General features: G+C 63.2%; 23 protein-coding genes. 16 read left to right on the forward strand and 7 right to left on the reverse strand.

All coding sequences use genetic code 11. The features are described from left to right. Window positions 1–70 precede the first annotated feature (70 nt). Window positions 71–826, forward strand: a complete 756-nt coding sequence (locus ACYQ5L_RS10585; protein WP_459957189.1) for a TetR/AcrR family transcriptional regulator — start codon at window positions 71–73, stop codon at window positions 824–826. Here the strand turns inward: ACYQ5L_RS10585 and ACYQ5L_RS10590 are convergent. Continuing rightward, window positions 823–1,110 (reverse strand): hypothetical protein, encoded by a 288-nt coding sequence (locus tag ACYQ5L_RS10590; protein ID WP_459957190.1) that lies wholly within the window; start codon window positions 1,108–1,110, stop codon window positions 823–825. The two genes, ACYQ5L_RS10585 and ACYQ5L_RS10590, sit on opposite strands and share 4 nt — an antisense overlap. An 894-nt stretch (window positions 1,111–2,004) precedes the next feature. Between ACYQ5L_RS10590 and ACYQ5L_RS10595 the strand changes: the two genes are divergently transcribed. Then, window positions 2,005–3,420 carry a PIN-like domain-containing protein gene (locus tag ACYQ5L_RS10595; RefSeq protein ID WP_459957191.1) on the forward strand — a complete coding sequence of 472 codons (1,416 nt, stop codon included), beginning with the start codon at window positions 2,005–2,007 and terminating at the stop codon, window positions 3,418–3,420. Between the two features lie 46 nt (window positions 3,421–3,466). After that, on the forward strand, window positions 3,467–4,060 hold the full coding sequence (locus ACYQ5L_RS10600; RefSeq protein WP_459957192.1) for a hypothetical protein: 594 nt from the start codon (window positions 3,467–3,469) through the stop codon (window positions 4,058–4,060). A gap of 86 nt (window positions 4,061–4,146) precedes the next feature. On the opposite strand, the gene ACYQ5L_RS10605 is transcribed toward ACYQ5L_RS10600, so the two are convergent. Further along, entirely contained in the window at window positions 4,147–5,421 is a 1,275-nt protein-coding gene (locus ACYQ5L_RS10605) for a DNA cytosine methyltransferase (RefSeq protein ID WP_459957193.1), read from the reverse strand. A gap of 185 nt (window positions 5,422–5,606) precedes the next feature. Between ACYQ5L_RS10605 and ACYQ5L_RS10610 the strand changes: the two genes are divergently transcribed. Both ACYQ5L_RS10610 and ACYQ5L_RS10615 read left to right on the forward strand, forming a co-directional pair. Then, window positions 5,607–6,020 carry a very short patch repair endonuclease gene (locus tag ACYQ5L_RS10610; protein WP_459957194.1) on the forward strand — a complete coding sequence of 138 codons (414 nt, stop codon included), beginning with the start codon at window positions 5,607–5,609 and terminating at the stop codon, window positions 6,018–6,020. Between the two features lie 36 nt (window positions 6,021–6,056). Next, the gene (locus ACYQ5L_RS10615) at window positions 6,057–6,833 is read left to right on the forward strand and encodes an NgoMIV family type II restriction endonuclease (protein ID WP_459957195.1); all 777 of its coding nucleotides are present in this window, start codon (window positions 6,057–6,059) and stop codon (window positions 6,831–6,833) included. Between the two features lie 10 nt (window positions 6,834–6,843). On the opposite strand, the gene ACYQ5L_RS10620 is transcribed toward ACYQ5L_RS10615, so the two are convergent. Next, window positions 6,844–7,530 carry an HNH endonuclease gene (locus ACYQ5L_RS10620; RefSeq protein ID WP_459957196.1) on the reverse strand — a complete coding sequence of 229 codons (687 nt, stop codon included), beginning with the start codon at window positions 7,528–7,530 and terminating at the stop codon, window positions 6,844–6,846. Window positions 7,531–7,693: 163 nt separating this feature from the next. Between ACYQ5L_RS10620 and ACYQ5L_RS10625 the strand changes: the two genes are divergently transcribed. From ACYQ5L_RS10625 to ACYQ5L_RS10640, 4 genes are all read left to right on the forward strand, one after another. After that, on the forward strand, window positions 7,694–9,106 hold the full coding sequence (locus ACYQ5L_RS10625; protein WP_459957197.1) for a ParB N-terminal domain-containing protein: 1,413 nt from the start codon (window positions 7,694–7,696) through the stop codon (window positions 9,104–9,106). Continuing rightward, window positions 9,103–10,932 (forward strand): DEAD/DEAH box helicase, encoded by a 1,830-nt coding sequence (locus tag ACYQ5L_RS10630; protein ID WP_459957198.1) that lies wholly within the window; start codon window positions 9,103–9,105, stop codon window positions 10,930–10,932. The genes ACYQ5L_RS10625 and ACYQ5L_RS10630 overlap by 4 nt, the downstream gene beginning before the upstream one ends. A gap of 82 nt (window positions 10,933–11,014) precedes the next feature. Continuing rightward, window positions 11,015–11,785 (forward strand): protein NO VEIN domain-containing protein, encoded by a 771-nt coding sequence (locus ACYQ5L_RS10635; protein WP_459957199.1) that lies wholly within the window; start codon window positions 11,015–11,017, stop codon window positions 11,783–11,785. Window positions 11,786–12,269: 484 nt separating this feature from the next. Beyond that, entirely contained in the window at window positions 12,270–12,779 is a 510-nt protein-coding gene (locus ACYQ5L_RS10640; RefSeq protein ID WP_459957200.1) for a GNAT family N-acetyltransferase, read from the forward strand. 28 nt (window positions 12,780–12,807) lie between these two features. Here the strand turns inward: ACYQ5L_RS10640 and ACYQ5L_RS10645 are convergent, their stop codons facing one another. Together ACYQ5L_RS10645 and ACYQ5L_RS10650 are read right to left on the reverse strand one after the other, a co-directional pair. Continuing rightward, the gene (locus tag ACYQ5L_RS10645) at window positions 12,808–13,884 is read right to left on the reverse strand and encodes an MBL fold metallo-hydrolase (RefSeq protein WP_459957201.1); all 1,077 of its coding nucleotides are present in this window, start codon (window positions 13,882–13,884) and stop codon (window positions 12,808–12,810) included. A 72-nt stretch (window positions 13,885–13,956) separates the two neighbouring features. After that, the gene (locus tag ACYQ5L_RS10650; protein ID WP_459957202.1) at window positions 13,957–15,039 is read right to left on the reverse strand and encodes a heparan-alpha-glucosaminide N-acetyltransferase domain-containing protein; all 1,083 of its coding nucleotides are present in this window, start codon (window positions 15,037–15,039) and stop codon (window positions 13,957–13,959) included. A 269-nt stretch (window positions 15,040–15,308) separates the two neighbouring features. On the opposite strand from ACYQ5L_RS10650, the gene ACYQ5L_RS10655 reads away from it, so the two are divergent. Both ACYQ5L_RS10655 and ACYQ5L_RS10660 read left to right on the forward strand, forming a co-directional pair. Further along, complete coding sequence (locus ACYQ5L_RS10655; RefSeq protein ID WP_459957203.1) at window positions 15,309–17,357, forward strand: ATP-binding protein; 2,049 nt, start codon at window positions 15,309–15,311, stop codon at window positions 17,355–17,357. A 224-nt stretch (window positions 17,358–17,581) separates the two neighbouring features. Then, window positions 17,582–17,800, forward strand: a complete 219-nt coding sequence (locus ACYQ5L_RS10660; RefSeq protein ID WP_459957204.1) for a cold-shock protein — start codon at window positions 17,582–17,584, stop codon at window positions 17,798–17,800. Here ACYQ5L_RS10660 and ACYQ5L_RS10665 read toward each other — a convergent pair. Then, entirely contained in the window at window positions 17,781–18,581 is an 801-nt protein-coding gene (locus ACYQ5L_RS10665; protein WP_459957205.1) for a nucleotidyltransferase domain-containing protein, read from the reverse strand. The two genes, ACYQ5L_RS10660 and ACYQ5L_RS10665, sit on opposite strands and share 20 nt — an antisense overlap. A gap of 725 nt (window positions 18,582–19,306) precedes the next feature. On the opposite strand from ACYQ5L_RS10665, the gene ACYQ5L_RS10670 reads away from it, so the two are divergent. The 4 genes from ACYQ5L_RS10670 (at window position 19,307) to serA (ending at window position 23,653) form a co-directional block, all read left to right on the forward strand. Beyond that, window positions 19,307–20,473, forward strand: a complete 1,167-nt coding sequence (locus tag ACYQ5L_RS10670) for a globin domain-containing protein (RefSeq protein WP_459957206.1) — start codon at window positions 19,307–19,309, stop codon at window positions 20,471–20,473. Continuing rightward, a complete protein-coding gene (locus tag ACYQ5L_RS10675) occupies window positions 20,464–21,228 on the forward strand; it encodes a DivIVA domain-containing protein (protein ID WP_379200440.1) in 765 nt (254 codons plus the stop codon). Before ACYQ5L_RS10670 ends, ACYQ5L_RS10675 begins: the two co-directional genes overlap by 10 nt. Window positions 21,229–21,255: 27 nt before the next feature. After that, entirely contained in the window at window positions 21,256–21,648 is a 393-nt protein-coding gene (locus ACYQ5L_RS10680; RefSeq protein WP_459957207.1) for a globin domain-containing protein, read from the forward strand. A gap of 406 nt (window positions 21,649–22,054) precedes the next feature. Further along, window positions 22,055–23,653: a phosphoglycerate dehydrogenase gene (serA, locus tag ACYQ5L_RS10685; protein ID WP_459957208.1), complete on the forward strand. Its 1,599-nt coding sequence runs from the start codon at window positions 22,055–22,057 to the stop codon at window positions 23,651–23,653. A gap of 202 nt (window positions 23,654–23,855) precedes the next feature. Here the strand turns inward: serA and ACYQ5L_RS10690 are convergent, their stop codons facing one another. Further along, window positions 23,856–24,095, reverse strand: coding sequence for a hypothetical protein (locus ACYQ5L_RS10690; protein WP_379200446.1), 240 nt, complete (start codon window positions 24,093–24,095; stop codon window positions 23,856–23,858). A gap of 244 nt (window positions 24,096–24,339) precedes the next feature. Here ACYQ5L_RS10690 and ACYQ5L_RS10695 point away from each other — a divergent pair, with 244 nt between their 5' ends. Then, entirely contained in the window at window positions 24,340–25,347 is a 1,008-nt protein-coding gene (locus ACYQ5L_RS10695; protein WP_459957209.1) for a 3-isopropylmalate dehydrogenase, read from the forward strand. Window positions 25,348–25,482: the final 135 nt, after the last annotated feature.

The raw sequence follows: 25,482 nt of genomic DNA on the forward strand, positions 1-25,482 counted from the left end.
TTATACTATAAGGCATATGCTAATCTGATCCGGACCCAATTACCAGGGCTGTTCCCAGGAGGTACGCAGCGTGGAGAGCAAGGCTCCGGACGATCTGGCCCGTCTCTGGCGGCTGCCAACCGGTTCGAAGCTCGGTCGCCGCGCCGAACTCGACGTGGACCGCATTGTCGCCACCGCCGTAGAACTCGCGGACCGTGACGGGACTGCTGGCGCGACCCTGCCCAAGATCGCCACAGCGCTCGGCGTCACCCCGATGTCGCTGTATCGCCACATCGGTTCCAAGGACGAACTCGTCGACCTCATGGCCGACGCCGCCTTCGGCTCACCCCCTGAACCGGCCGCCGCGGATCCCGAATGGCGTGCCGCCCTCCGTGAATGGGCCTTGGCAGTGAGCACCGTCTACCGCCACCACCCCTGGCTGGCCCACCTGCCCATAAGCGGCCCCCCACGCGGCCCGAACGCCATCGCCTGGATGGACGCAGGCCTACGCGCCCTGCGTCCCACACCGCTGGACTGGCCCGCGAAGATCGGCGTAATCACCGTAGTAGGCGGCTACGTCCGCCAAGCCTTCGTCACCGGCAGGCAACTGGAAGAAAGCCGCCGCGCCGCCAACCTGAACGAGACCCAGGCCCTCCGCAACTACACCGCCGACGTAGCGACCCTGGTCGACCCGTCCCGACTCCCCGACGCCGCCGCCCTCTTCGCCTCCGGCATCTTCGAAGCCATGCCCTCGTCCACCGATCCAGTGGACGAGGACTTCACCTTCGGCCTGAACCTGGTCCTCGACGGCGTCACCGCCGCTGTCGAGAACCGCCCCGGCCGCTAGCGATTGGGATTGTTCTCATACCCGCGGTCGTCGTCCTGCTTACCCGGGCAGACCCACACCCACTCGTGCTCCCACTTCCGATCGGAATAGTCGTAGTTCAGGTCCGCCACCCACTTGCACTTGGGCTTATCGGTTTTGGCGGCGTCATATCGCACCTGACCGATCGAGGCCGAAGGCGCCGCTGCGGCAGGCACCACCAGCGCCGCCAAGGGCACCACGGTGATCGCGCCGGCCACAACCACGCGCGCCAGCCTCCGCGATCCACTGATTTTCGTCGACTGCATACTCCGACTCTCCTCCCTGCCCGACCCCGAACGCCATGGTGCTGCCACGATTTCGGGAAGATTCAGGGTTCCATGGTCCTCAGGGATGATGGCTACACTGAACAGTACGGATCCGCCGGTGGCACGGTTCGATCGACAACGTAACCAGTGTCGTACCTACCCATGAGGTTTCAGGACGAGGAGGGCGGATCCTTTGTGGCCGAATCGACGGTCCATTCGGCGCGGGCCAGCAATTCGTCGAACGTGACGATCTCGGGTTCGACGAGCCCACGCCTGAACAACTCGAAGGATCGGATCTTGTCCTGTCGGAACCCGCTACTCTCGCCGCATCGAGGTGATTATCGGCGCCCGCCGGGTGTACAACCGGCAGTTCGCCTCCAGATCCCATGCGTACCGATGCATGTCGGCCAGATTTCCCTGGGTATCCGGCACCATATTCGGCCTGGAATCCACTAGTTCCGCATCACACCGCACCGCACGACTCCGCTGAACCCCGCGGATCGATAACTCACATTGGCGAACCGCTTCCGAGCTCCTCGGAAACGTCCTCCACGCAAGATTCCGTCCACCCAGAGGTCCCAGGCCTACCCGGCATCGACACGAGCGTCCCAATCCGCGCCTCGGGCTCATCCGCCGAATCCCGCACCACTGCAATCGCGATAGTCGAACCCCTCAGACTCCCTTGCCCGATGGCAGGAATGGCGAGAGGCTCGCTGCTCATCGGTGGCTGCTCCGGGGCTGTTCCTGCCCCTGACGCGACCGCTGGGCGACGTGTGAAGGAATGGTGCTTCCCGAGCGTCTCGGATCAGTATGCGTACATGCGAGTCCTCTTGACCGGCAACGCAAATCGGAGCAAGATCAACGAGCTCGGGTGATTGACAGGGATGGGGTCCCATGAATGACGATGAGCTAGCGATGATGCAGCAGTACTCGGCTTGGCTGACCACGCCTGGAGTGCTTTCTGATGATGTCCGCGAACCGTTCTACATTGGCAACGGGATCATCGTTCTCGATACGAACGTTCTTTTGAGCTTGTATGAATACACGGCGACAGCGCGCGATGAAGTGCTTGACGCACTCGAACTGATCGGGGAGCGGTTGTGGTTGCCTCATCAAGTCGGGCTGGAATTTGTTCGAGGGCGCCGCCGGGTGATTGAGTCGAGGACCGCAGCCTTGAAAGGTGCAAAATCGGAGCTGGACCGGAAGCTTCAGGAGATAAAGACTGCGTACTCGAATGTGAGTCGGTACGTCGAGAACCTCCTCAGAACATACGCCCACGATGAGCAAGGCGCCGCCAAGTTTAGCGCTGACCTCCTTGCAGATGCCGAAGATCAGGTATCGGTTTGGAGAAAGAAGGCTCGGGCTGAAATTGAGCAGATTCAACTCGGTCAAGACATTAAGGTTGAAAATCTTCCTGTCGGTGATCCTGTGCTTGCTCGAATTGCGAAAATATACGGCGATCGGATTGGTGATCCGCCGTCTCCTGATCTGGTGCGAAGTCGTGTATCTGATGCCATCGAGTATCGCTTTCCAAATCGCATCCCGCCCGGATTCTCCGACTCGGGCAAAGGTTTATCGATCCTGGCTGCGGGAGACTACCTTATGTGGTCAGAAGTGCTCGATCGGGCCAAGGAGCTGAGCTCGCCGCGACGGGTCCTGATTGTTTCTCAAGATACAAAAGAGGATTGGTATGAGCCTGCCAGTGTCAGCTCTCACGGACAGTCCAGGCCATGGCCCGGACTATACGATGAGCTGCGTCAGTGCTCAGACGCCGCGCTTTGTATCGAAACTCCGGGTGATTTCTATCAGGGAATCAAGAGGTTTCTGAATGCAGATCTCGCCGAGGGGACTTTTGAAGAGATCGATCGTGCGGTCACCATTATCCCCCTCGATGAAGAGCTTAGGACGGAGGAGGAGATCGTGACAACGATGCCTTCTGTCACGCTCTTATCTGACGCCCTCAGTTCAGTAGGTTTGAATTTCGGAATTATGCAGACGGTCACGCAGTGCTCTATATATGCTCAGCGAAATCTGCAGTGGTGGCTGATCGGAATGTCGGCCGACCTTGGAAGGCGGGAGCCGACGGTCGGCGAACCAGAGGTTGCAGTCCGGGCGGTTGTGCGGTCGGTGGATCCACCGGCGCAATCCTGGATCCCGGCAGAAATCTTTCCTTTGGGTTCATGGCCCAATCCGTCATCGCTTTGGGTTGCTCCGTGGTTCGCCGAGGTTGATAAGGCGGTGCGTGGACGGTATGCGGCGATTCTGCGCGCGCTTGCGGCACAGCATGCTGAATATTGTGCAAATCAGTGAGTTATAAATCCGTTCAGAGAATTGGACACTAGATGGGGAGTATTTGATGTCTGCTAACAATGTTGCAATACAGCAGGAGTGGTTTCAGCGAAAGCCTGACGCGGAATTTGCCGTTCGAGCTCTGCTATCTCAGCTTGAAAAAAGCGACGAGGATCCGCGTGCGATTATGAACGGATACGTATTCGCGAAGCGGGCGCTCGCGGCTTCGATGCAGGTATTGATTCGTACTCAAATTCTGGATGAAGAGATAGCGAAGTTTCGAGAGCTTCATGGCAAGGTCCAGGCGCACGTTACTACGCAGTACAAGGAGAGGATTTCTGATAGATTTCTGAATGTACCGTATAATTCGCATGTCCACGAACAATTGTTCGCGCTGCTCTATCAAAGGATTGGCGAGGCCGTCGATGCGGAACTTCTACGTATTGTGACAGCCGACTCTGTGCACACCGAACGCCGGACTCGTGAGTTGCGGGAGCTGGGGTTGGACATCGCTGCGACGAAGATCGATGAGATTAATGTATATACCCTCCGATCCCTAGAGATCGACTATTCACTGTCTCAGAATATTGTGAAGAACAACATTCGGAAACATAGGGAGCTGCCAGTGGGTGAGCGGGATCGACTACTGTCGAAACTCTAGAGGTCAGGCTGGAACAGCCCGCGCTGAGATCGTCCTGGCGTCGTTCAAATTGGGCTTCCGGGATCGACGGCGGATGATTGCTCTAATTAGCTGACCCGGGACAAATTGGTCCGATAATACTCGTGGCGAGAGTGGTCATCCTGTCCGGTGAAGGCGCGGAACTGGCCGAGTTTGTAGGATAGCCCTGAGCTACGCTCCACCTTCTCGATTTCGAAGTCGCGGTTCAGCAGGCTGATTCTCCTGTCAATCTCCGGGTCGTCGATCTCAAGATTTGCTTTTCTAGCTATTTGTGCGGCAGTCAGAAATTCGTCAGAGCCGCGCAGTACGCGATAGATTGGGTCAGCGGTAAGCTCCAACTCTCGTTCGCGAGGTGCAGTTTCATGCCTAAGTGCGGCTGCGATCGACAGCCCAAGTGCCTTGGCAACAGGTGGTGGAAATGCATTGCCGATCTGCCGGTAGATCGCGGTTTTTTTGCCTGTGAACTGCCATCGGAACTCGTCGTCGTTCCAGCCCTGGATGCGGGCAACCATTTCGACTGTCAACTTGGGGCCAAACTCTGTCATTGGGCGCTTGGGTCCATAAGGAGGAGCGTGGTCGTGGATGCCGTACGCATCCACGCCCATCTCGGCCCAGGCACGTTTGGCTCGAGTCGGGCCGAGATCTGCTCCGCCGTGCTTCTTGGAGCCGCCCACGATTGTTGGTGCTATCCCGTTGGCGCGCGCAGCCCATTCCTCTGCGCCTTCCCATCCGTTAGCCTTCATCAGATCGAGCAGGACTTCGCCGACTGTCGGTGGAGTACCTGTCGGTTCTGGCCAGTGAAAATAGCGGAATTCATCAGACTCCATGGCAACCAGCACGAAGCGCGGGCGCAATTGTGGCACGCCGTAGTCGGATGCCTGTAGAAGCCGCCACTCGGCGGAATAGCCGAACTCACCCAGCCGATCTAGTACGTGCTGCCGGTATCCGGCGAACCGGGGCATGCTGAGACCGCGGACGTTTTCCAGTAGTAACGCACGCGGTTTGAGGATCGCTACCTGCTCGACAGCCCATGCAAACAGATCGCGTTCATCATTGGCGCCCAACTGTTTTCCCGCAATGGAAAACGGAGGACACGGTACGCCGCCGGCGAACAGATCGATTCGCTTCCTGCCCTCGCCTGGGGCGTAGTCCTCGGGATTCCACACATTGTGATCGGCAACGTCACCCAGCTCGACCTTCCACTGAGGGCGGTTGAGCTGGAGTGTACTGACGGCGTTCGCATCAAGTTCAATGGCCAGCTCGTGCTCGAATCCGGCACGCTCGAGACCGAGAGCCTGGCCGCCAGCACCTGCGCAGATCTCGATGACGCGAAGTTCGGTCACACTGATGCCTTTCGATTTCGTGGCTGGTGGGGCGTGGTCAGGTCCGCGGGGGTATCTTTCCGTACGACGCCACCTTGCCTGGAACCGGTACGGATGTGACTGCGAATCGATCGGAAGATGCTCGAAAGAGGGCCCATGAACGGGGCCTCTACCCAGCCCCGCTCAACGAGGGGCGGTCCCGGAACATGCGGGCGAACCGGCGATCCGGCACGAAGCCGGAGGTAGCGCTTCGTACAGCGCTGCACAGGATGGGCTATCGCTACCGCAAGGACTTGCGGCTCGATCTGACTACGATGAAGGTTCGTCCTGACATTGTCTTCACAGCTCGCAAAGTGGCGGTGTTCGTTGATGGCTGCTTCTGGCATGTTTGCCCAGAGCATGGCCGCCAGCCGACGACGAACGAGTGGTACTGGACGCCGAAGCTGCGCAGGAACATCGAGCGCGATCGTGCCGCGGATATTGCTCTGGCAGACGCTGGTTGGCAGGTCGTCCGCCTTTGGGAACACGAGACTCTGGAGGTTGCTGTGACGGCAGTCACCAGCGTCTTGGAGGGCGGATCCGAACATGTGAGCGATCATATGGGATCCTTGGAAAGATGAACGACAGACGCTCCGAACACGCTAGATTTGCGAGTCGTGGGCGCGTCGTTTAGGGCTGAGCTGCTGGGTTGGAAGCCCAGCAAGAAGAACAAGCTTGGCTGGAAGTGGGTTCCCAACTCTGCTGACACCGATAACGCGACGAGCTTGAGACTCGCGGCGCACGTTCTAGGGCGGCTCGGTGATTCGAACCCGAACTTGACCGGTTTGGATCCTGTTGCGCCGCCAGATAATCCAGGTGGTCTGCTCGAGGTGCAGGTACTTGCCGACTTGGCCACTCAGTTGCCGACACTGGACCCATGCCGGAACTGGGACTTTGCGCGTGGGCGGAGCATCGTCAGCTACGCGCAATACCAGCATCTAGCTGGTGTGGATGCCGCGATCGCCAAGGATCCGAACCTTCGGGTAACTCTGGGAACCGACTATCTGATCAAGCCTGATGTGCTGGTTGGCCTGTGCGGAACGCCGACCAGCACAGGCCGCATATGGCTGCACGCTGCCGTCGCATGTAAGTGGACAATCCGATCGGACCGAGTGCAGAACATTCGGCACGAGAACAGCAACATGATCAGGCATCGGCGCGGCAGGTTGCCGCATCTGGTTACGGTCACTGCCGAGCCGATGCCGACACGTCTCGCATCGATTGCACGAGGCACCGGCGAAGTGGACGCGACCTACCACATCGCCTATACCGAACTGGCGGATGCTGTTGCTGCGGAAGGCAGTCAGGACCAGCAAGCGGCGTGGGATGAGGTTACGAAGCAAGGCCGCCTGCTCGACTATCGTGCCCTCGCACAGTCGCTCGTCGCGTGGTAGCGCGAGGTAACTACGTTCGAAGCGCGTTTTGGACCTGTTCTCTCGCATCCGCAGGAAGGCGGCGGTAACCGTTCCACGCTCGATCGAGCGGTGTCGAGCCGCGGCGGCCGCGGTCGATCCAGCGTGCCAAGCGGCGTCGATCGCTAGCATCGAGCGATTGAATCTCGGCAAGAACATCGGATGCGTTTGTGGTCTTGTCCCGAGCACCTGTGTGGCATCGTTTGCACTCGGTTACCAGCATTATCTCGTCCCCGCCCCCGGGGAGGAGCGTCCGCCGACGCGCGACTGCGAGGACAGCGGTGGAGTTGGAATCGTCCACGTACGGCTCACCGCCTCCGATGCCGCACACCGTGCACATATAGCCGTCGCGTTCGAAGACTGCCTGTCGGTCGGTAGCAGGAACCGTCATCGCCTGATCGGCCTTGCGCCTGGCTTCCTTATCCCAGACATGCACTCCTGTTTCGACGAATCGCTGCTCGTCGGCCAGAAGGTGCGCGTCTTCTGTGTTCGCCAGGATGACCCAGCCGTACTTCCTCAGGTCGCGGACGCGACGGTCGACCTGGGAGACGCCGGGGAAGGCTTCTCGGAGTTGCTCTTTCGTGAAGATGTTGCCCTCGCCGATCTCGTGCACCAGCCACAGGCCACTGCGGATCATCGTTCCGCCGACCTTGTCGTCGCGCCAGTCAGGGAGGGGCATTTGGAACTCCGTTCGAGCTGCAAGTGATCGAGTTGTTCTTGCTGGATACGAGGGTAGCGCTCTACCGCTGCGCGCCTCGGTACAAGTTGGTCCTGTTTGTCGGGCGTCCGTGTAATGATGCCCAGGCAATCCGAACGTGGTGATCAACAGGAGGGGCTCCGCAATGGCAGGACAGTTTGGGTTTCCACCGGATGGTGACAAGATCAGCCTAACGGTGGCCGACAGACTGCGGCAGGCCAAGCAGGACGACGGAGCCAAGGTGACGGTCGACTGGCGGGGCGAGCAGAAGCACCTGTACGTCATCTCCATGCCGGTCGACATGCTGTACTTCAATCCAGACACCCACCGGATCCGGGCACAACGCACCCTCGACCCCGTTCGGAACCGGGTTCTGGAGGAGAATCCGTGGGGCGAAGAGGCGCAGGAATACCTCGCATACTTGTTGCAGCGCAAGCCGTCCAACCTTGATCAGGTCGACCCGGACTTCGAGGCGCTCATGGACGAGCTGGATGACGCCGGCCAGCGCGACCCGGGCATCATCAGCCCGAAAGGTATTCTCGTGGACGGGAATACCCGATGTGCGGCGCTTCGCGAGCTCGGCATCAAGGACATTCGCGTTGGCGTGCTACCCAACGACACATCTCGTCGTGACATCAACGAGGTCGAACTCTCCCTGCAGCTTCGGCGTGACAAGCGGCGTGAGTACTCTTACATCAACCGGTTGATTGCCATCGAGGATGAGCTTGCCGGCGGGCGCCTTCCCGAGGATGTTGCACGGGACTTCAACATCAAGCCGGCGACCCTGCAGGGAGATCGCTGGGTCTACGGCCTGATCCAGGACGCTATTGCGCGGAGCCAAACGGCGGACGGAGCGCAGCTGCGTCTGATCGACTTCGAAGAACACCAAGAGAAGCTGCGCGAGCTCTACCGGGAGTACACCAAGCTCGCCAAGACGGATCCGGACGGAGCCGAACGCCTGAAGGAGTCCCGGCTTGCGGCGGTGGTCTTGAACTACTCGAAAACGACTTTGAGGCTCATGGAGCAGGACTTCTATGACCGGTACTTGAAACGGCAACTGCCTAGTGAGTTGAAGTCCCCGGCAGCTGAGTCAGAGAGTGTGCAGATTCCAGGACTGCCTGGTGTAGTCGTCCCTGACGCACCTGTGGATGTCAAATTGAGCCAGAAGTTGACGGATACCCTGCTCAAGGCAAAAGCGTTGTCGCAGGCCGGGGGCAAACTGAAGCCTGCTGAAGTGGCTAGCGCAGACCAGATTCTGAAGGACGCGCGTGAGAGCTTTGACACGGCAGCGCGGTTGGCAGGTAAAGACGCTCAATACCAGAAGCGTCAGCTGGCTGTGCCTGAACGCCTGACCGACGCCGCTGACTATGTCAGCCAATGCGTAACCGAGTTCGCCGAAGCGAAGAGCAAGCGCGCGCTCGACGACGATGCATTCGATGATGCGCTTCTGATACTGAAGGCGAGTCTGGTTCGCCTCGCGAAACTTGCGGCTCGTACGTACGACACACCCGGCGATGGGGTCGACTGGCTGCTCACCGCCACGCGGGAGAAAGAATGACCCTGCCTGCGGGGCCGAGCCTGGAGATTGGCTTCGGTGATGACGTCACCAGGGCCCGCTTTCGGGCGGGCCCTGGCCATGAGGAATCGTTGCGCAACTTTGTGCTCAAGTTTCGAACTGCAGCCCAGAGATCGGCAACAACAGTTGATATCGACCTCGACGAACTGCTGACTAACCTTGTGGCACTTGCCAGTTGGCCGGAGCCCAGCGGAGTCGTGTGGGATCCGGAGCTTGCTACTTTGGCGAGTGACACTGCTCAGGATGCGCGAGTAGTCAGCGAGAGACTCGGCGAAAAAGGGTTGGCAGCAGGTGATTTGAAGCCAGATGGTGTCGATGAGCTGCTCGGCTCCGGCTGGACTGCTGACCTCACCGATTTTCAGCGCAGAGACATCGCCAAGCTCCTCTCGCTGCGGCATGGAGCGAATTTTTCTGTGCCGGGTGCGGGGAAGACTCGCGTCGGTCTCGCTGTGTTTCAGGCGCTCCGCAACATCAGTGGAGTTGAGCGGCTGCTGATTGTCGGACCCAAATCGGCGCACGAGTCATGGCAGTTCGAGAACCGAGAGTGCTTGGAAACACCACTCCGTATGGATGTCTACTCAAGGGGCGCCGATCCCGCCGCCGAGTCATTGATCATCAACTACGAGCGACTTGACGGTGCTGTGAACGAGCTGGGCCGGTGGCTGGCTGCTCGTCCGTCAATGCTCCTGCTGGACGAAGCGCACCGCATGAAGCTTGGTGCGGAAGGTACGTACGGATCAGCATGTCTGGCGTTGGGTCCACGTGCGCGGCATCGCCTGATTCTCACTGGGACGCCCGCGCCTAACGGTGTCAAGGACCTGGAAAACCTGTTCGGATTTGTCTGGCCTGGGTACGGTCGGCAAAGAGTCGTACAGGCTGTGGCTGGCGGCGACCTCCCCCGCGCGAGCAGAGTTCTTCAGCCGTTGTTCGCCCGAACAACGAAGGGGGAGCTGGGGTTGCCGCCTGTTACGTCGACGTTCCGGTCTATCTCGTTGCCTCCGATTCACAAGGAAATCTATGACGCCCTCGTCGGGCGGTACTCAGCTCGTGCCAGTGCCTCAGAATCCGAATTCCAAGCGCTCGGAAAGGCAGTCGTCTACCTACTCATGGCCGCCACCAGCCCAGCCTTGCTGTCGGTAGGCACCACTCGTTACGAGCCATTGTCGTACCAGGTGCCACCATTGCCCATCTCGGAGAGCTCCTCGTTGTTCGATCTGATGGGAGACCTGCCGGCATACGAGATGTCGCCGAAATATCAAGAGGTGCTGGCGATTGTCGCGGCCAACGCTGCGCAAGGGCGGAAGACTCTTGTCTGGTCGACCTTCGTGCGGAGCCTGCTCACACTGGACCGCATCCTAGGTGAGTTCTCTCCGGCAGTGGTGCATGGCGGGACCGAAGATCGTGAGGCTCAAATCGCTAAGTTCCGGAATGATCCAGACTGCATGGTTCTGTTATCCAACCCCGCCACCCTCGGTGAAGGTATCAGCCTCCACCATCATTGCCACGATGCGGTTTATGTCGATCGAGACTTTGCGGCTGGGCGGTTCTTGCAAAGCTTGGATCGCATTCATCGTCTCGGTCTGGCACCCGAAACGCAGACCAGGATCACGGTGCTTGCCTCAGAGGGCACGATCGATGAAGTAGTTGACCAGCGGTTGGGCGACAAACTGCACTTCATGGGAACAATCCTTGATGATCCGGCAGTGCGCGAACTTGCGGATCTCGAGGAAGAGCCCTCTATCGGCGGTGGTCTGGATAGGCACGACCTCGCAGCACTCATGGGTCACCTCCGTGGCCATCCCGCCTGAGCCGATTTTGCGGGCGGCTGTCCGCTGGCTACAGCAGCTGCCGGTCAGCGGACGTGCCCGGGCCCGTGCACTGTTCACGACTTTGGATGAATACAGCGACCTAACGCCCACCCAGTACGACACAGGATATGTGTGGCTTCGAGATGTTGGACTACTGAGCGACGTGCATGCCTCGACACCCGCAGCGGGCCGGGTGTTTGATGCGGCTATAGCGCACAGCCAGGCATCCTGGCTGCCGGACGCTGACACACTTATCGGTTCTCCGGAGGAGCTGCCCGCTGATGTGCGGGCGGTAGCGCAGGGACTGAGCATTGAGGACGAAGTGGCCTTCTCCCGGCTTTCGGCTGTGTGGGGGAAAGTTGACACCGATGAGCGGCTCAGAATCGGAAACGCAGGTGAGCTCGCGGTGGTCAGGTTGCTGACGGAAGCTGTACCGAACACAACTGTGGACCACGTTGCGAGCTGGTCTGACGGATTCGGTTACGACATCGCGGTCTCGTGCCCGACTGGTGAAATGCACCTGGAGGTGAAAACGACACTGCGGCGTGGGCGGTTGTCGTTCTACCTCAGCCGCAATGAGTTTCGAGTCATGCAGCACGACGCTGCATGGAGTCTGCTGGTCGTCCGGCTCAATGCACAACTCGAACCACTCGCGCTAGCGACAGTGCCGAATGAGTGGGTCGCGACACATGTTCCGCTGGATCGCACAGCACTTGGCAAGTGGCAATCGTGTCGTTTGGATGTACCACCGCATGTGCCAGTACCAGGGATTCCAATCAGTCTACCGATCTCCGACCAGCGAGCAGCCCTGTTGTTGCAGGGAAAGGTAGGCTGGCCGGGCAATGAGCGGTGATAGCCACTGCACTGGTGTCGCGGTGCAGGTAGGAGGCGGCGGAACGACTGCTTGAGTAGTGCCTTGCGGATTGGACGGCGTAAGGACGCCGCTTGTCTCGGTGGCTTCGGTGCATTTACAGCCCGGCTTTCCGTTTCGTCGAGTTATGAATTACCGCCAGGCGGGTCGGCGTAGGTGGCGATCAGCGCCGCTAGCGCGGCTGGCGACGCAGCGAACGGCCAAACTCGGAATGCTTGGCATTCGGCGAGTCGGGTGACGGCGCCAAGGAGTACGTGCTGGGGAGGAGGCGAGTGTAGGTGGCGCGGCGGCAGCGGTTGTCGATCGTGCTGGAGGAGATGCCTTCGGCCAAGAGGTCTGCACGGGTGCGGATCATGGGTCCAGATTGAGTGCGGGCCTTTCGAAGGGGAGTTCCGTGACCTGGGGGAATGGTCGAGCTGTGGAAAATTCACGTGATGTGAAGATCGCGTGTGGGGATGATGCAGGTATGACGACGGAGATGTTGGTTCGGCAGGCCACGGTGGACGACGAGAAGTTTCTGTGGGCAATGCTTTTCGAGGCGGCGCATGCGGGGGAGCAGGGGATGGTTTCGCCGGATGAGTTGAAGGGGGTGCCGGAGTTGGCTTGTTATGTCGAGGGGTGGGGACGGGCGGGGGACTTCGGGGTTGTTGGCGGGAGGGATGGGGAGCTGGAGGGGGCGGCTTGGGTGCGGCGGTTCGCGCACGACAAGCCGGCGTATGGGTATGTGGATGACGAGACGCCGGAGTTGGCTATTGGGGTGGTGCCGGGGCTGCGCGGGGTTGGGTTGGGGACGGCACTGCTCGATGCGGTGATCGTGGAGGCGCGGTTGCATTACCCGGGGGTGAGTTTGAGTGTGCGGGTGTCGAATCCGGCGTTGCGGCTCTATCAGCGTGCGGGGTTTGTTGAGGTGCCCGGTACGGAGGTGGTTGATCGGTCGGGCGGGACCAGTATCACTATGGTGTTGCGGTTCAGTTGATTACGTGTTCGGGGTGGCGGGCTGCGGTTCAGGGCTCGTGGCGGAGGTCGAAGGCCAGGCGGCCGGGGGCCAGGTAGTCCTTCGGGTCGAGGAGCATTCGGATTTGGGGGCGGTCGTCGTCGGGGATGCGGGAGAGTTCTTCGTGCAGGGGGGTGCGGAAGGCTTCGCCTCGGGCGGTGAAGATGGGGAGCCAGTTGTCGTGGTGGTTGGGGACGAAGATCTTGGGGCGGAGGGCTTGGATGTAGGTGCGGGGGTCGCGGAGGCCGTTGGTGAACTGGTTGTAGCCCTGGACGGCGCCGATGTGGACGGTGGATGGGGGGAGGGCTCGCAGGGTATCGATCACTTGGGGTGCCCTGTCTGCCAAGGGTCCTGAGGAGTCGTGCCAGGTCAGGGTGAAGGTCTCGGTGCGGAATTGGTGGAGGAGGACGCCGCCTTCGGGGGCGGAGAGGTTGCGCACCAGGTGTGCCGCGTCGACGAGAGTTGGTGCGTAGGTGCGGATGTCGCCTATGCAGGGGGTGGGGCGTACGCGTGTGGAGGCGCCGGGGCCTTCCTGGCGGGCGGTGCGGGCGGAGTGCAGGTGGCGGATGGTGGTCACCGAAAGGCCGGGCGCCAGGTCGAAGTCGTAGCGGTCCCCCGGTTTCGAGGCGGCCGAACCCAGTTCGACGCAATCGAATTCGGCTCGGGCGACCTGTTTGCGGATGGTGGCGCAGTGCTCGGAGGTGCCGTATACGACCGCGCCGCTGGCCTGCGCGATCGGCCCGGCGTCGGCCGCATGGTCGAAGTGGGCGTGGCCGATGAAGATGGCGGCGGGGCGCAAGGCCGCGACCTCGGCGGGAGTGGTGGGGACGTAGCCCGATGTCAGGCCGCGCGGCACCCAGGCGTCGAGCAGGAACACGCGCCCACCCATGGCGACGGCGAAGCTTGCGCAGCCGAACCAAGCCAGGAGGACCTGGTCGTCGCGGACGGCACCGGTTTGCGGGTTCACGGCATCCGAACCGAAGAAGTGCTGACGCGCGGCAATGGTGTCGGCCAGGGTGGGCTCGGGCAGTGGAGGTGCAGCGAAGCGGTCGGTCAGGCCGGTCAGGCTGCGAGAGATGCTGGCCACGTGGGTCCCCTTACGTTGTGGGATGGGCGCCACCCTGCCCGATCCGCATTGTGCACGGATCGGGCGGGTGTGTCACGTGGTGCGGGTGGAGCGGGAGCATATCCAGGTCATCAGGCGTTCGAGGGGGCCGCGGCCGAGGGTCAGGACCCATAGGGTCGAGGCGGCGAGGGTGACGGCGATGAAGATGGCCAGGGGAGTGTTGTCGGTGAATTCCAGGTCGCGCAGGAAGCGGAGGGCGATGATGTGGCCGGCGTAGGCGGTGAGGGGGATGGAGCCTACAGCTGCGAGGGGGAAGAGCAGGGGGCGGATGCGGGGTGCGAGGTACAGGAGTAGGCCCAGGACCGTCAGGGCGAAGCCCAGGGAGCCGGCTATTTCGAAAGTGGTGCCGGAATGTGGTTCGGCGGTGCGTAATTGGGACCAGTCGGAGTCTTCGGGGGAGACCGAGTCGCTCAGCAGCCAGGCGGTGCCGTAGCCGAGGGCCATGAGCGCGATACCGGTGGCGATCAGTCGATTCCGGAGGGCGATCGAACGCAGATCGGATCGTCCGATGGCGAGTCCGGTGAGTGCGAAGGTAATCCAGACCAGGCCGGGGTAGTCGCCCAGGACCGCGAGATCGGTTATCTGTGCGCCGGAGCAGATTTCGGCCGTGGGTGCGCAGGTGTCCGGCAGGACGTGGGACAGCCATACGGTCAGCGGCGGGGCGAGCATGGCCCAGCCGGCGGCGAGGATGAGCAGGCGGCGTGGCGTCCAGCGCAGGAAGGGGATGCACAGGGCGAACAGGAGGGCGTAGGTCTGGAGGATTACCGAGATACCGGTGTCCAGGGCCGTCAGGAGACCTCCTGTGGCGAATAGGACTATGGCGCGCACCAGGATTCGGAGTCGCGCCGATATCAGCTGGGCGCCGGTGGGCGGGTTCTCGCGGCCGGTGAGCAGGGCGATGGATACGCCCGCCAGCGTCGCGAACAGGATCGAGGAGCGGCCGTGCGCGATCGACAGCCAGCTGCCGGGATCGGTCCAGGCCAAGGTGCGGGTGACGCCGATGTGGGCGACGATCATCCCCAGCACTGCCAGGCCGCGCGCGGCGTCGAGGGCCACGATGCGGGAGCCGGGCGGCGCTGTGGCCGCCGCGGGTGCGGCGGCGACGGTTGTGGTCATACCGGCATGGTGTCGGAACGACCATTAGGAAGTCGTGAGGCTCTCACCGCCACCCGCATGACCTGAGCGGGGCTCGCTGGGAGCGTCTCGCCGCCGTAATGCGGTAACCGAGACCTTGCCGTTGCTATGGGCTATCGATCGGTGAATGCCGGGATCACACTGTGACGAACCGGATGGTAAATGTTCAGCCCGTTGTTAACCGCTTCGCGTTCTATCGATTTCAGTGGTAGCTGAACGAAGGCTACCGGTAGGGCAATTGGGGGCTCACCATGTACAACGAGGTACATGCGGCCGCGCTGGAATGCGAAGACCACAAGTACACCATGCGCATCAGCCGGCTGGCGATCGACAAGCTCGGGATCCGGCTGTACGACCGGGTTTCGGCGGTGCTCGCGGAGCTGATCGCCAATTCGTACGATGCCGATGCCACCGAGGTGGCGGTGGAGCTGCCGTGGGGAGTCACCCTGACGGGCAATATCCGGGCCGCGGACGAGCCCGCCTACCGGATCGTGGTGTCCGACAACGGGCATGGGATGACGGCCGAAGAGATCAACGAGCACTATCTGATGGTCGGATCGGATCGGCGGGTGCGGACCGGATCGGATCTGTCGCGAGAGCGGCGACGGCCGGTCATGGGGCGCAAGGGAATCGGAAAACTCGCCGCGTTCGGGATCTGCCGCACCATCGAGGTGATCAGCGCGGGCAGCCATCCCGAGGACTACACCGACCTCGGCTGGCCGGTCTCGCATCTGATCATGGACCTGGACGAGATGCTCACCGACACCGAACGGGACTACTACCCGAAACCCGGTGCGATGGACGGCACTTTCACCGCGAGGCGCGGCACCACCGTCATCTTGAGCAACTTCTTCCGCAAGCGGGTGAACACCGGCACCGAGCTGAATCGCCAGCTGGCCTCCCGCTTCGGCATCGAGCGCGCCGACTGGCGGGTCGAGGTCCGCAACAGCAACGGCCGGGAGAGCTTCACCCTCAGCGACCTGCCGATCGATGTCATGGAGGAGACTCGTATCGACACCGCGCGGGTACCGGTGCGTTTCGGGCATCAGTACCTGCCGGTGACCGGGTGGATCGCCTACTCGAAACAGCCCTACCGGGACGAGGCCATGGCCGGTGTGCGGATCTACGCGCGCGGCAAGATCGTCGCGCAGACCAGGGATTTCGGAATTCCGGCCGGATTCACCGGCGAGTTCAAACTGCGCTCCTACCTGGTCGGCGCCATCAATGTCGACTGGCTCGACGACGACGAGGATCTGGTGCGCTCCGACCGCCAGGACATCATCTGGAACTCCCCGCGCGGCGAGGCCCTGGCGACTTGGGGTCAGGCGCTCATCAAGGAAATCGGCAGGCTCGGTGAGAAATCCATTCGCCGCCGGGTCTGGGAGGAGTTCGTGGAGCGCTCCCGGCTGCACGAGACCCTGGAGGCGATCGCACCGGGCGACCGCATGTTCCGGGATTCCGTCGTGGAGGCGGCGCGAATCCTGGTGGCGCACAAGGACCGTGCCTCCCTCGACGATCCCGCCCACATCCAGAACATGCTCCGGCTGGCCCTGTCGCTGGGCCCGCAGCGCAGCCTGCTGGAGACCCTCAAGGAGATCGCCGAGGACGGCGAGGATCCCGAACTCGATGTGGTGGTCGCCCTGTTCGAACGCGCCCGTGTCGCCGAGATCTACTCCCTGGGCCAGATCGCCAGCGAGCGCGTGGCCGTCGTGGACCGCCTGCGCGCCCTCATCGACGACCGGCGCTCCCTGGAACGCCCCTTCCAGGAGCTCATCGAATCCGCCCCGTGGCTGCTCGCCCCGGAATGGACGCCGCTGGGCATGAACGAATCCCTCAAACGCGTCCGCGCCAGCTTCGAGCGCTGGTACGCGCAGAAATTCGGCGCCACTCTGGTGACCACCGCCATCGGCAGTCACAAGCGCGAACCCGATTTCGTACTGCTGCACGACTCCGGCGAACTGTGGATCGTCGAGATCAAGCGCATGGATTACCACCTCACCGACGAGGAGTACAACCGCGCGGTCAACTATCTCTACGAACTCGACCGCTTCCTCGACGAGAATCCCCGCATCGGCGCCCAATTCCCGCGCCGCCGCCTGACTTTCATCGTCGACCACATCGACCGCCTGGGCCCGGCCTCGCTCTCCTCGCTCATGAGCGACCGGCGCGTCGACCGGCGCACCTGGCGTGAACTGCTCGACTCCACCCTGCGCGCGCACCGGGACTTCCTGGAGCGCGTCTACGCCATGCGCGACAACGGGGAAGACGAACAGTCCGATGGCGGCATCCGGGCCGGCTGAGGCTGTCGCAGCAGCGCAGAACACCGGGGACGATCCGGCGGTGAATCGAGTTGCCGAACGCGTGTAATCGCGACGCGACCCAGTGATTTGGTGTGGTCCGGGTAACTCGTGGGGTACGTCTAGAATCGGTTCGGCTCCCGACCGGGGGCACGCGTGCCCGATGGTCAACGGCTCCCAGCCGGGCGCTGAAAATCCGGGGAGGCGGGGGAGCGAGGCGGAGGAGCATGGTTCACGGCACCGTTAAGTGGTTCGACAGCGAGAAGGGCTTCGGATTCATCCGGCCCGACAACGGCGGCCCTGACGTGTTCGTGGAGTACACCGAAGTCGAGGGCGACGGTTTCCGGTCCCTGGTGGAAGGTCAGCGGGTCGAATTCGAGGTGCGCCGGACCAAGCCGGGACCGGAGGCCGTCGGCGTCCGAGTGATCACCGAACGCGGCTTCTGAAGAACTCCGCCGCGATTTCCTGCGCGCGTTTCCGCTGCGCCGGCTCATCCTTGATGAATTCCTCTGCGGCCCGCTCGAACTCGGCCGAGATGAATTCCGCGATCGGCGCCGGAACACTGCCGGATCCCATTTCCCGGGTGCGTGATTTCAACTCGGTCAATTCCGCGACCGACGCCACGAATTCACTCGGTAAATCGCATTCCGCGAGCAGTGTCGGCAAATGCATGGGCGCCACCGATTTATCGGAGTGTTCGTGCAGCCAGCGCAATGCCATGGCCGGTCGCAGCGAATAGAAAACCTTCTTCAATGACCGGTTCGAGTCGAACAGCTGCCACTGCCGCCGCCCCAGGTGCAGGTAGTGCCGGGCGATCCGGTTGCGGTCCGCGATGTCATCCGCCAGCGCCCGCAATTCGTCCCGGAATTGCGCGTCGCCGCGGTAGGCGATCGGCGACATCAGCCACTCGATGAGCACCGCATTCCCGTTCACCAGCAGCCGCAGCGCCTTCACCAGATCCCAGCCGTTGACATCCAGCAGGCCCACCAGCGGCGTCTCGATGACGTCCCGGCCGGGCCACGGCGTCAAATAGTCCGCGGCCGTGCGCACGTAGACGAACCGGCAGTCGTAGTCCGAATCGGGCGAGGGGAAACCCCAGGCCCGGCTGCCGCTCTCAATGGCGAGCAGCACGTCGACCCGGTGCTCGCGCTCGATTCGATCCAGCTCGCCGTCGATCGTCGCGACCACCGCGGGGTCCATGGATGAGGGGATCGAACGCAGTGTCATGCCCGGTGACGCTAGCGCCCGCAGCCGCACTGGTCCACGCGATTTCGCACCGGTCGTGCCCCTGAAATCAGGGGCGTGATTTGTCCGTTATAGCGGCGTATTTCGATTCGTAATGAACCAGGTCACACGTCCAGGACCCTATGACCTGAGTCACAGAGTGCTAATGCCGCGTAACGAGTTGGCAAATGCCCTCGATAGGCTGATCGTCAGTAAGTTCAATCCGAGAGGTAATTACATGATCCCCGTTATCATTGACACCGGTTCCGCTGCCCTGAACGGCCTGCTCGACACCGGCTCCGCCGCGCTGCACGGCCTGCTGAACACCCTGTGGACCGGCTCCTTCGGCAAGTGATCGGCTGTTGGTAGTCCGCGGACAATACTGGCCACGGACGAGCCGGCATTGCTGACGTCGATCTAATTCGACTTCGAAAGCCCGGCCTCGCGCTCCGCAGCGGCGAGGCCGGGCTTTCGGCTATTCATAGCCACTTCCTCTAATCGCGAAAATCCGCCTCGCGCGCACCTGATTCGCTGATTGTTAGCCGAATCCGGCTGCCTCCCTTTCGTTTAGACAGCGCCGATCCGATGGCCTAAGTTGGCCCGTATTCGGACGGTCGTCCAAGGATCTGCCGCACTGCGAGAGGTGCGGTCGCGGCCGTCCAGAGGAAGTGAGTGTTGATGAAGCGGGTACCGCCACGGCGCCCCCGGCCCCGTCGAGTGGGCCGCACATGAACATCGAGGCACTACAAGCCAGCTGGCGCCAGGTCGAGCGGATCGGCGACGAGGCCGTCCAATACTTCTACTCGCACCTGTTCCTGGCCCATCCCGAGGTGCGGGACATGTTCCCCATCCGGATGACCGGACAGCGCGACAAGTTCTTCGCCGCGCTGGGCCGCATTGTCAGCAATGTCGAAACCCTCGCCACCGACCCGGAATTCGTCGCCCAGCTGGGCCGCGACCACCGCCGCTTCGGTGCGGTGGCCGCCCACTACCCGGCCGCCGGCGCCTCGCTGCTGGCCACGCTCGCGCATTTCCACGGCCGTGCCTGGACCGATGAGCTCGCCCAGACCTGGACCGACGCCTACTACGCGGTGGCCGACATCATGGTCAATGCCGCCGAGGCCGCCTCGGACACCCCGGCCTGGTGGGACGCCGACATCGTGGCCACCGAGAAGCGCAGTGTGGACGTCACCGTGCACACCGTCCGGCCGCAGCAGCCGTATCACTACCAGCCCGGCCAGTCGCTGGCCGTCGAGATCCCGCAGCGCCCGCGGTTGTGGCGCTACTTCTCGCCGGCCAATGCGCCGCGGCCCGACGGCACCTTCGATATTCACGTCCAGGTCGTCGACGGCGGCGAGGTCAGCGCGACCTTCGCCCGCAATGCCCGGCCCGGCGACCGGATCCGGCTGGGCGCACCGGTCGGCAATGCCTTCGTGATCCCGCCGGGCGCGGTCGACAACCTGCTGCTCATTGCCGGCGGCTCCGGGCTGGCCCCGCTGCGCGCGGTGGTCGACGGCATCGAACAGCGGTCCCGGCAGGGCGCCGTACCGCGCGTGCAACTGCTGCACGGCGTGCGCACCTCGTGGAATCTCTACGACCACGAGGCCCTGCAGGCGCTCACCGAGCATCCGTGGTTCAGTTACACCCCCGTCGTATCCGAGGATCCGGGATTCCACGGCGTGCAGGGCACCGTCGGCGCCGTCGCCGCGCGCGGGCGCGACCTGACCGGCACCACCGCGCTGGTGTGCGGTTCCCCGGCCATGGTCACCGCGACCGTCGCCGCGTTGACCTCCGCCGGAATGCCGCGCCACGCCATCAGATTCGAGACGTTCGGCCAAGCGCCGGTCGCCGACCCGGCCGGACGCAGTGTGGACAAGGTTGCCCAATGGATGTGAAACCCGAGGATATTCGGAACAACAAGTTCGACGACATCCGCAACACCAAGTTCAAGGGAGCGCGCCTGGGGCGCAAGGGATATGACGCCGAAGAGGTCGACCGCTTCCTGGAACAGCTGCACGCCCGCATGGCCCGGCTGGCCCGGGAGAACCGGAATCTGACCCTCACCAGCAACTCCCAGGAGCTGGCCCGGCTGCAGCGCGAGAACATGCAGCTCGCCTCCAAGAGCGAAGCCCTGCAGATGCAGATGCAGACCATGGCCTCCGCCGGCGATGTCGCCGAACTGCAGCAGCAGCTGGCCAACTCGCATTGGGAAATCGCCCGGCTGCAAGGCGAATTGGAGAAGGACGAGCTCGGCATCAGCACGCGCGCGGTCAATGTGCTCAATCGCGCTCAGTTGTCCGCGGATGCCATTATCGAGCAGGCCGAGCAGCACGCCCGCGACCTGATGGCGGTGGCGCGCTCTCAACAGCGTGAAATGCTGCAGCAGACAAGGGAATCCGCCGGATCCACCAGATTCGCCGGATACCTCGACCAGGATCTCGAGGACCAGCGCTACGAGCAGCTGCGCGCCTACTCCGATCTGCTGCGCACCCAGTTGCAGACCATGATCGCGACCCTCTCGGTCGAGGTCGACAAGCTGGCGCTGCTCCCGCTGCCGGGCAACCAGGCCACCGCCGTGGCGTTCCCCGGCGATCCCTTCCCGCCGCGCGGTCTACCGGCCGACGGCTCGGAGCCCGCACCACACCACTGATTCACCGTCCAGCCCACGGAGAAGCACATGAATATCGAAGCCTTGCAAGCCAGTTGGAAGCAGGTCGAAGCGGTCGGCCCGGAAGCGGTCGAGTACTTCTACAACCACCTGTTCGACAGCCACCCGGAGGTCCGCGGCATGTTCGCCGAGGACATGACCGAACAGCGCGACCGCTTCCTGTCCGGTCTGGCCCGCATCCTCACCAATGTCGAAACCCTCGCCGCCGACCCGTCGTTCGTGCAGCAGCTGGGCCGTCACCACGCCGGCCTCGGCGTGGTGGCCGCGCACTACCCGGTCGCCGGCGCCTCGCTGCTGGCCACCCTCGAGCACTTTCACGGTGACGCGTGGACCCCGGAACTGGCCGAAACCTGGGCCGCCGCCTACGGCGCGGTCGCGGACATCATGATCTCCGCGAACTAGTAAGCCGCCCGATCGCGCGCGGCCGGAGAATTCTGCGAGCCGGTCCCGGAACACCGCCGGGACCGGCTTTCGCCGTACCCGGGGCGTCTTGGCGAGTAAGGCCAACATGTCAGCGGCAGAAAGGAATCCGGCCCATCAAGATCAGCCGATTGATTCAGCGCCAGCGAAGTTGCTGAAAGATTGCAGAATGCGAGGCCCGATGCGGAGCCGGCGGCGGGATTGTGAGCCGTGCACGACCGTATCGCGACTTAACCGGACAATTGACCAAGAGCGTCCCGCTGAGCGGGAGAACCCCCACGTCACCGGTGTGACGGCACCCGCCTACCGGGCGGTAAGGGCAGCCGAAATCGAGCACACTAAGCTGACGCCCGTAAATCCCGGATCCCTTCCTCAGGAGTACCCCACAGTGAGCCAAGCAGGACGTCCTGTTGTTCTGATCGCCGACAAGCTCGCCCAGTCGACCGTCGACGCGCTCGGCGACGGCGTCGAGGTTCGCTGGGTCGACGGCCCCAACCGACCCGAGCTGCTCGCGGCCGTCCCGGAAGCCGATGCGCTGCTGGTGCGCTCGGCCACCACCGTCGACGCCGAGGTGCTCGAGGCCGGCAAGAACCTGAAGATCGTCGCCCGCGCCGGCGTCGGCCTGGACAATGTCGACGTGCCCGCCGCCACCGAGCGCGGCGTCATGGTCGTCAACGCGCCGACCTCGAATATCCACACCGCCGCGGAGCACGCCGTCACCCTGCTGCTCGCCGCCGCTCGCCAGATCCCGGCCGCCGACGCCACCCTGCGTGAGCACACCTGGCAGCGCAGCAAGTTCAACGGTGTCGAGATCCTGGGCAAGACGGTCGGCGTCATCGGCCTGGGCCGCATCGGCCAGCTGTTCGCCCAGCGCCTCGCCGCCTTCGAGACCAAGATCGTCGCGTACGACCCCTACACCTCCCCGGCCCGCGCCGCCCAGCTCGGCATCGAACTGCTGAGCCTGGACGAGGTGCTCGAGCGCGCCGACTTCATCTCCATTCACCTGCCCAAGACTCCCGAGACCAAGGGCATGCTGAACAAGGAGACGCTCGCCAAGACCAAGAAGGGCGTCATCATCGTCAATGCCGCCCGCGGCGGCCTGATCGACGAGCAGGCGCTGGCCGATGCCATCACCTCCGGCCACGTGCGCGCCGCCGGCCTCGACGTGTTCGAGACCGAGCCCTGCACCGACAGCCCGCTGTTCGACCTGCCGCAGGTCGTGGTGACCCCGCACCTGGGCGCCTCCACCTCCGAGGCCCAGGATCGCGCCGGCACCGATGTCGCCAAGTCCGTGAAGCTCGCCCTCGCCGGTGAGTTCGTGCCCGGCGCGGTGAACGTCGCCGGCGGCGCGGTCAGCGACGAGGTCGCCCCGTGGCTGGAGCTGGTCCGCAAGCAGGGTGCGCTGGTGGGCGCCCTCGCCAGCGAGCTGCCGGTCAGCCTGGAGGTCCAGGTGCGCGGCGAGCTGTCCGCCGAAGACGTTGCCATCCTGGAGCTTTCGGCGCTGCGCGGAGTGTTCTCCGCCCTCATCGAGGATTCGGTCACCTTCGTCAACGCCCCGTCGCTGGCCAAGGATCGCGGCATCGAGGCCACCGTCACCACCCACACCGAGAGCCCGACCCACCGTAGCCTGGTCGATCTGCGCGCCGTGTTCGGCGACGGCCGCACCCTGAACGTGGCCGGCACCCTGACCGAGCCGCAGCAGGTCGAGAAGATCGTCAATATCAACGGCCGCAACTACGACATGCGCGCCGAGGGCCTCAACCTGGCCGTCCTCAACTACGAGGACAAGCCGGGCCAGCTGGGCCGCCTGGCCACCAAGCTCGGCGACGCCGGCATCGACATCCTGGCCGCCCAGCTGTCCCAGGACCTGGACAAGACCGGCGCCACCGTCGTCCTCCGCGTCAACAAGGAGGTCCCGGCCGAGGTTCAGACCGCCATCGCCGAGGCCGTCGGCGCAGCGAAGGTCGCCCAGGTCGACCTGAGCTAAGGATCCCCACGGATAAGCCGGAAACGCGCCCCCTTCCACGTTGATGGAAGGGGGCGCGAATGCTTGGGTGACAACTGATTTCGCAAGGTCCGGGTAACTCCTCGGGTACCCCCGAAATAGTTTCGGCACCCACCGGCGGCACGCGTGGCCAACTGGTAACGGCGTTCGGCCGGGCGCTGAAGTCTCGGGGAGGCGGGACAGCTCAGCGCACGCGTCGCTCCCGCGACTCGACGGCGTCCTTCGCCTCCACCAGGCTCGCCCCCGGGTTGAGGTCGCGATAGACCTTGATGGCGTGGATCTTCTTGCCGCGCTGGATGAGTTCGTCGATCTCGCTGTAGTCGAGCGACAGGCTCGGATCGGAGATGCCGAGATGTTTGATGATGAGATCCAGTTTGCGTTCGAGGCGATCGATCTTGCGCTCGAGTCGGGAGTTGTCGAACATGCCTCGAACCTACCGAGGCCGCTGCGCATTCCGGGCGGCGGTGGCGTTCGGCTCGATGCCGCCGCACCGGGCGGAGACGGGTTCCGCTGCGTCATCGGTCTCACAGAGTGGGAGGAATCCCGTGCGACCTGCTGCTGCTCGATCTCACTGATTGGGACTGGCTTGCCCTGGTGGAGGCGGCGGAATATCCACCCGCTATCGTGACGGGCGGACTCTCTTCCCAGCTGAACGGAGCATTGTTGTCATGAAACTCGCTGTCATCCCGGGCGACGGTATCGGTCCCGAGGTCATCGCCGAGGCGCTCAAGGTGCTCGATGTGGTGGTGCCCGGTGTGGAGAAGACCGAATACGACCTGGGGGCCAAGCGGTTCCATGCGACCGGGGAGATCCTGCCCGACACCGTGCTGCCGGAGTTGAAGCAGCACGACGCGATTCTGCTGGGGGCGATCGGCGATCCGTCGGTGCCGAGCGGGGTGCTCGAGCGCGGGCTGCTGCTGCGCACGCGGTTCGAGCTCGACCATCACGTGAACCTGCGGCCGTCCAAGCTGTACCCGGGCGTCACCTCCCCGCTGGCCGCCAATCCGGAGATCGACTTCGTCGTCGTGCGCGAGGGCACCGAGGGGCCCTACACCGGCACCGGCGGCGCGATTCGCGTGAACACCCCGCACGAGGTGGCCACCGAGGTCTCCACCAATACCCGCTTCGGCATCGAGCGCGTGGTGCGCTACGCCTTCGAGAAGGCCGAGCAGCGCCGCGGGCATCTGACGCTGGTGCACAAGAACAATGTGCTCACCTTCGCCGGTTCGCTGTGGCAGCGCACCGTGAACGAGGTCGCCATGGAATATCCCGATATCGAGCTGGCCTACCAGCACATCGATGCGGCGACCATTCACATGGTCACCGATCCGGGCCGCTTCGACGTGATCGTCACCGACAACCTGTTCGGCGACATCATCACCGACCTCGCCGCCGCCGTCTCCGGTGGCATCGGCCTGGCCGCCTCCGGCAATATCGACGCCTCGGGAACCAATCCGTCGATGTTCGAGCCGGTGCACGGCTCGGCTCCCGATATCGCCGGTCGGTCCAAGGCCGATCCGACCGCCGCGATTCTCTCGGTTGCGCTGCTGCTCAACCATCTCGGCAATGCCGAAGCGGCCGCACGGATCGAATCGGCCATCGCGAAGGATCTCGCCGCACGGACCGCTCCGGCCTCGACCGTGGAGATCGGCGACCGTATCGCCGCCTCCGTCTGAGCCTGCGAACCGAACGGCCCCGCGCCCTTCGAGGGTGCGGGGCCGTTCTGCTGCACGCGGTAACGATTTATGCTGTGACACAGCGTGATACGCCGATGTCACAAATGTGATGAAATCGACGCACTGCCAAGGGGA

It is taken from the genome of Nocardia sp. IFM 10818 (assembly GCF_054655275.1).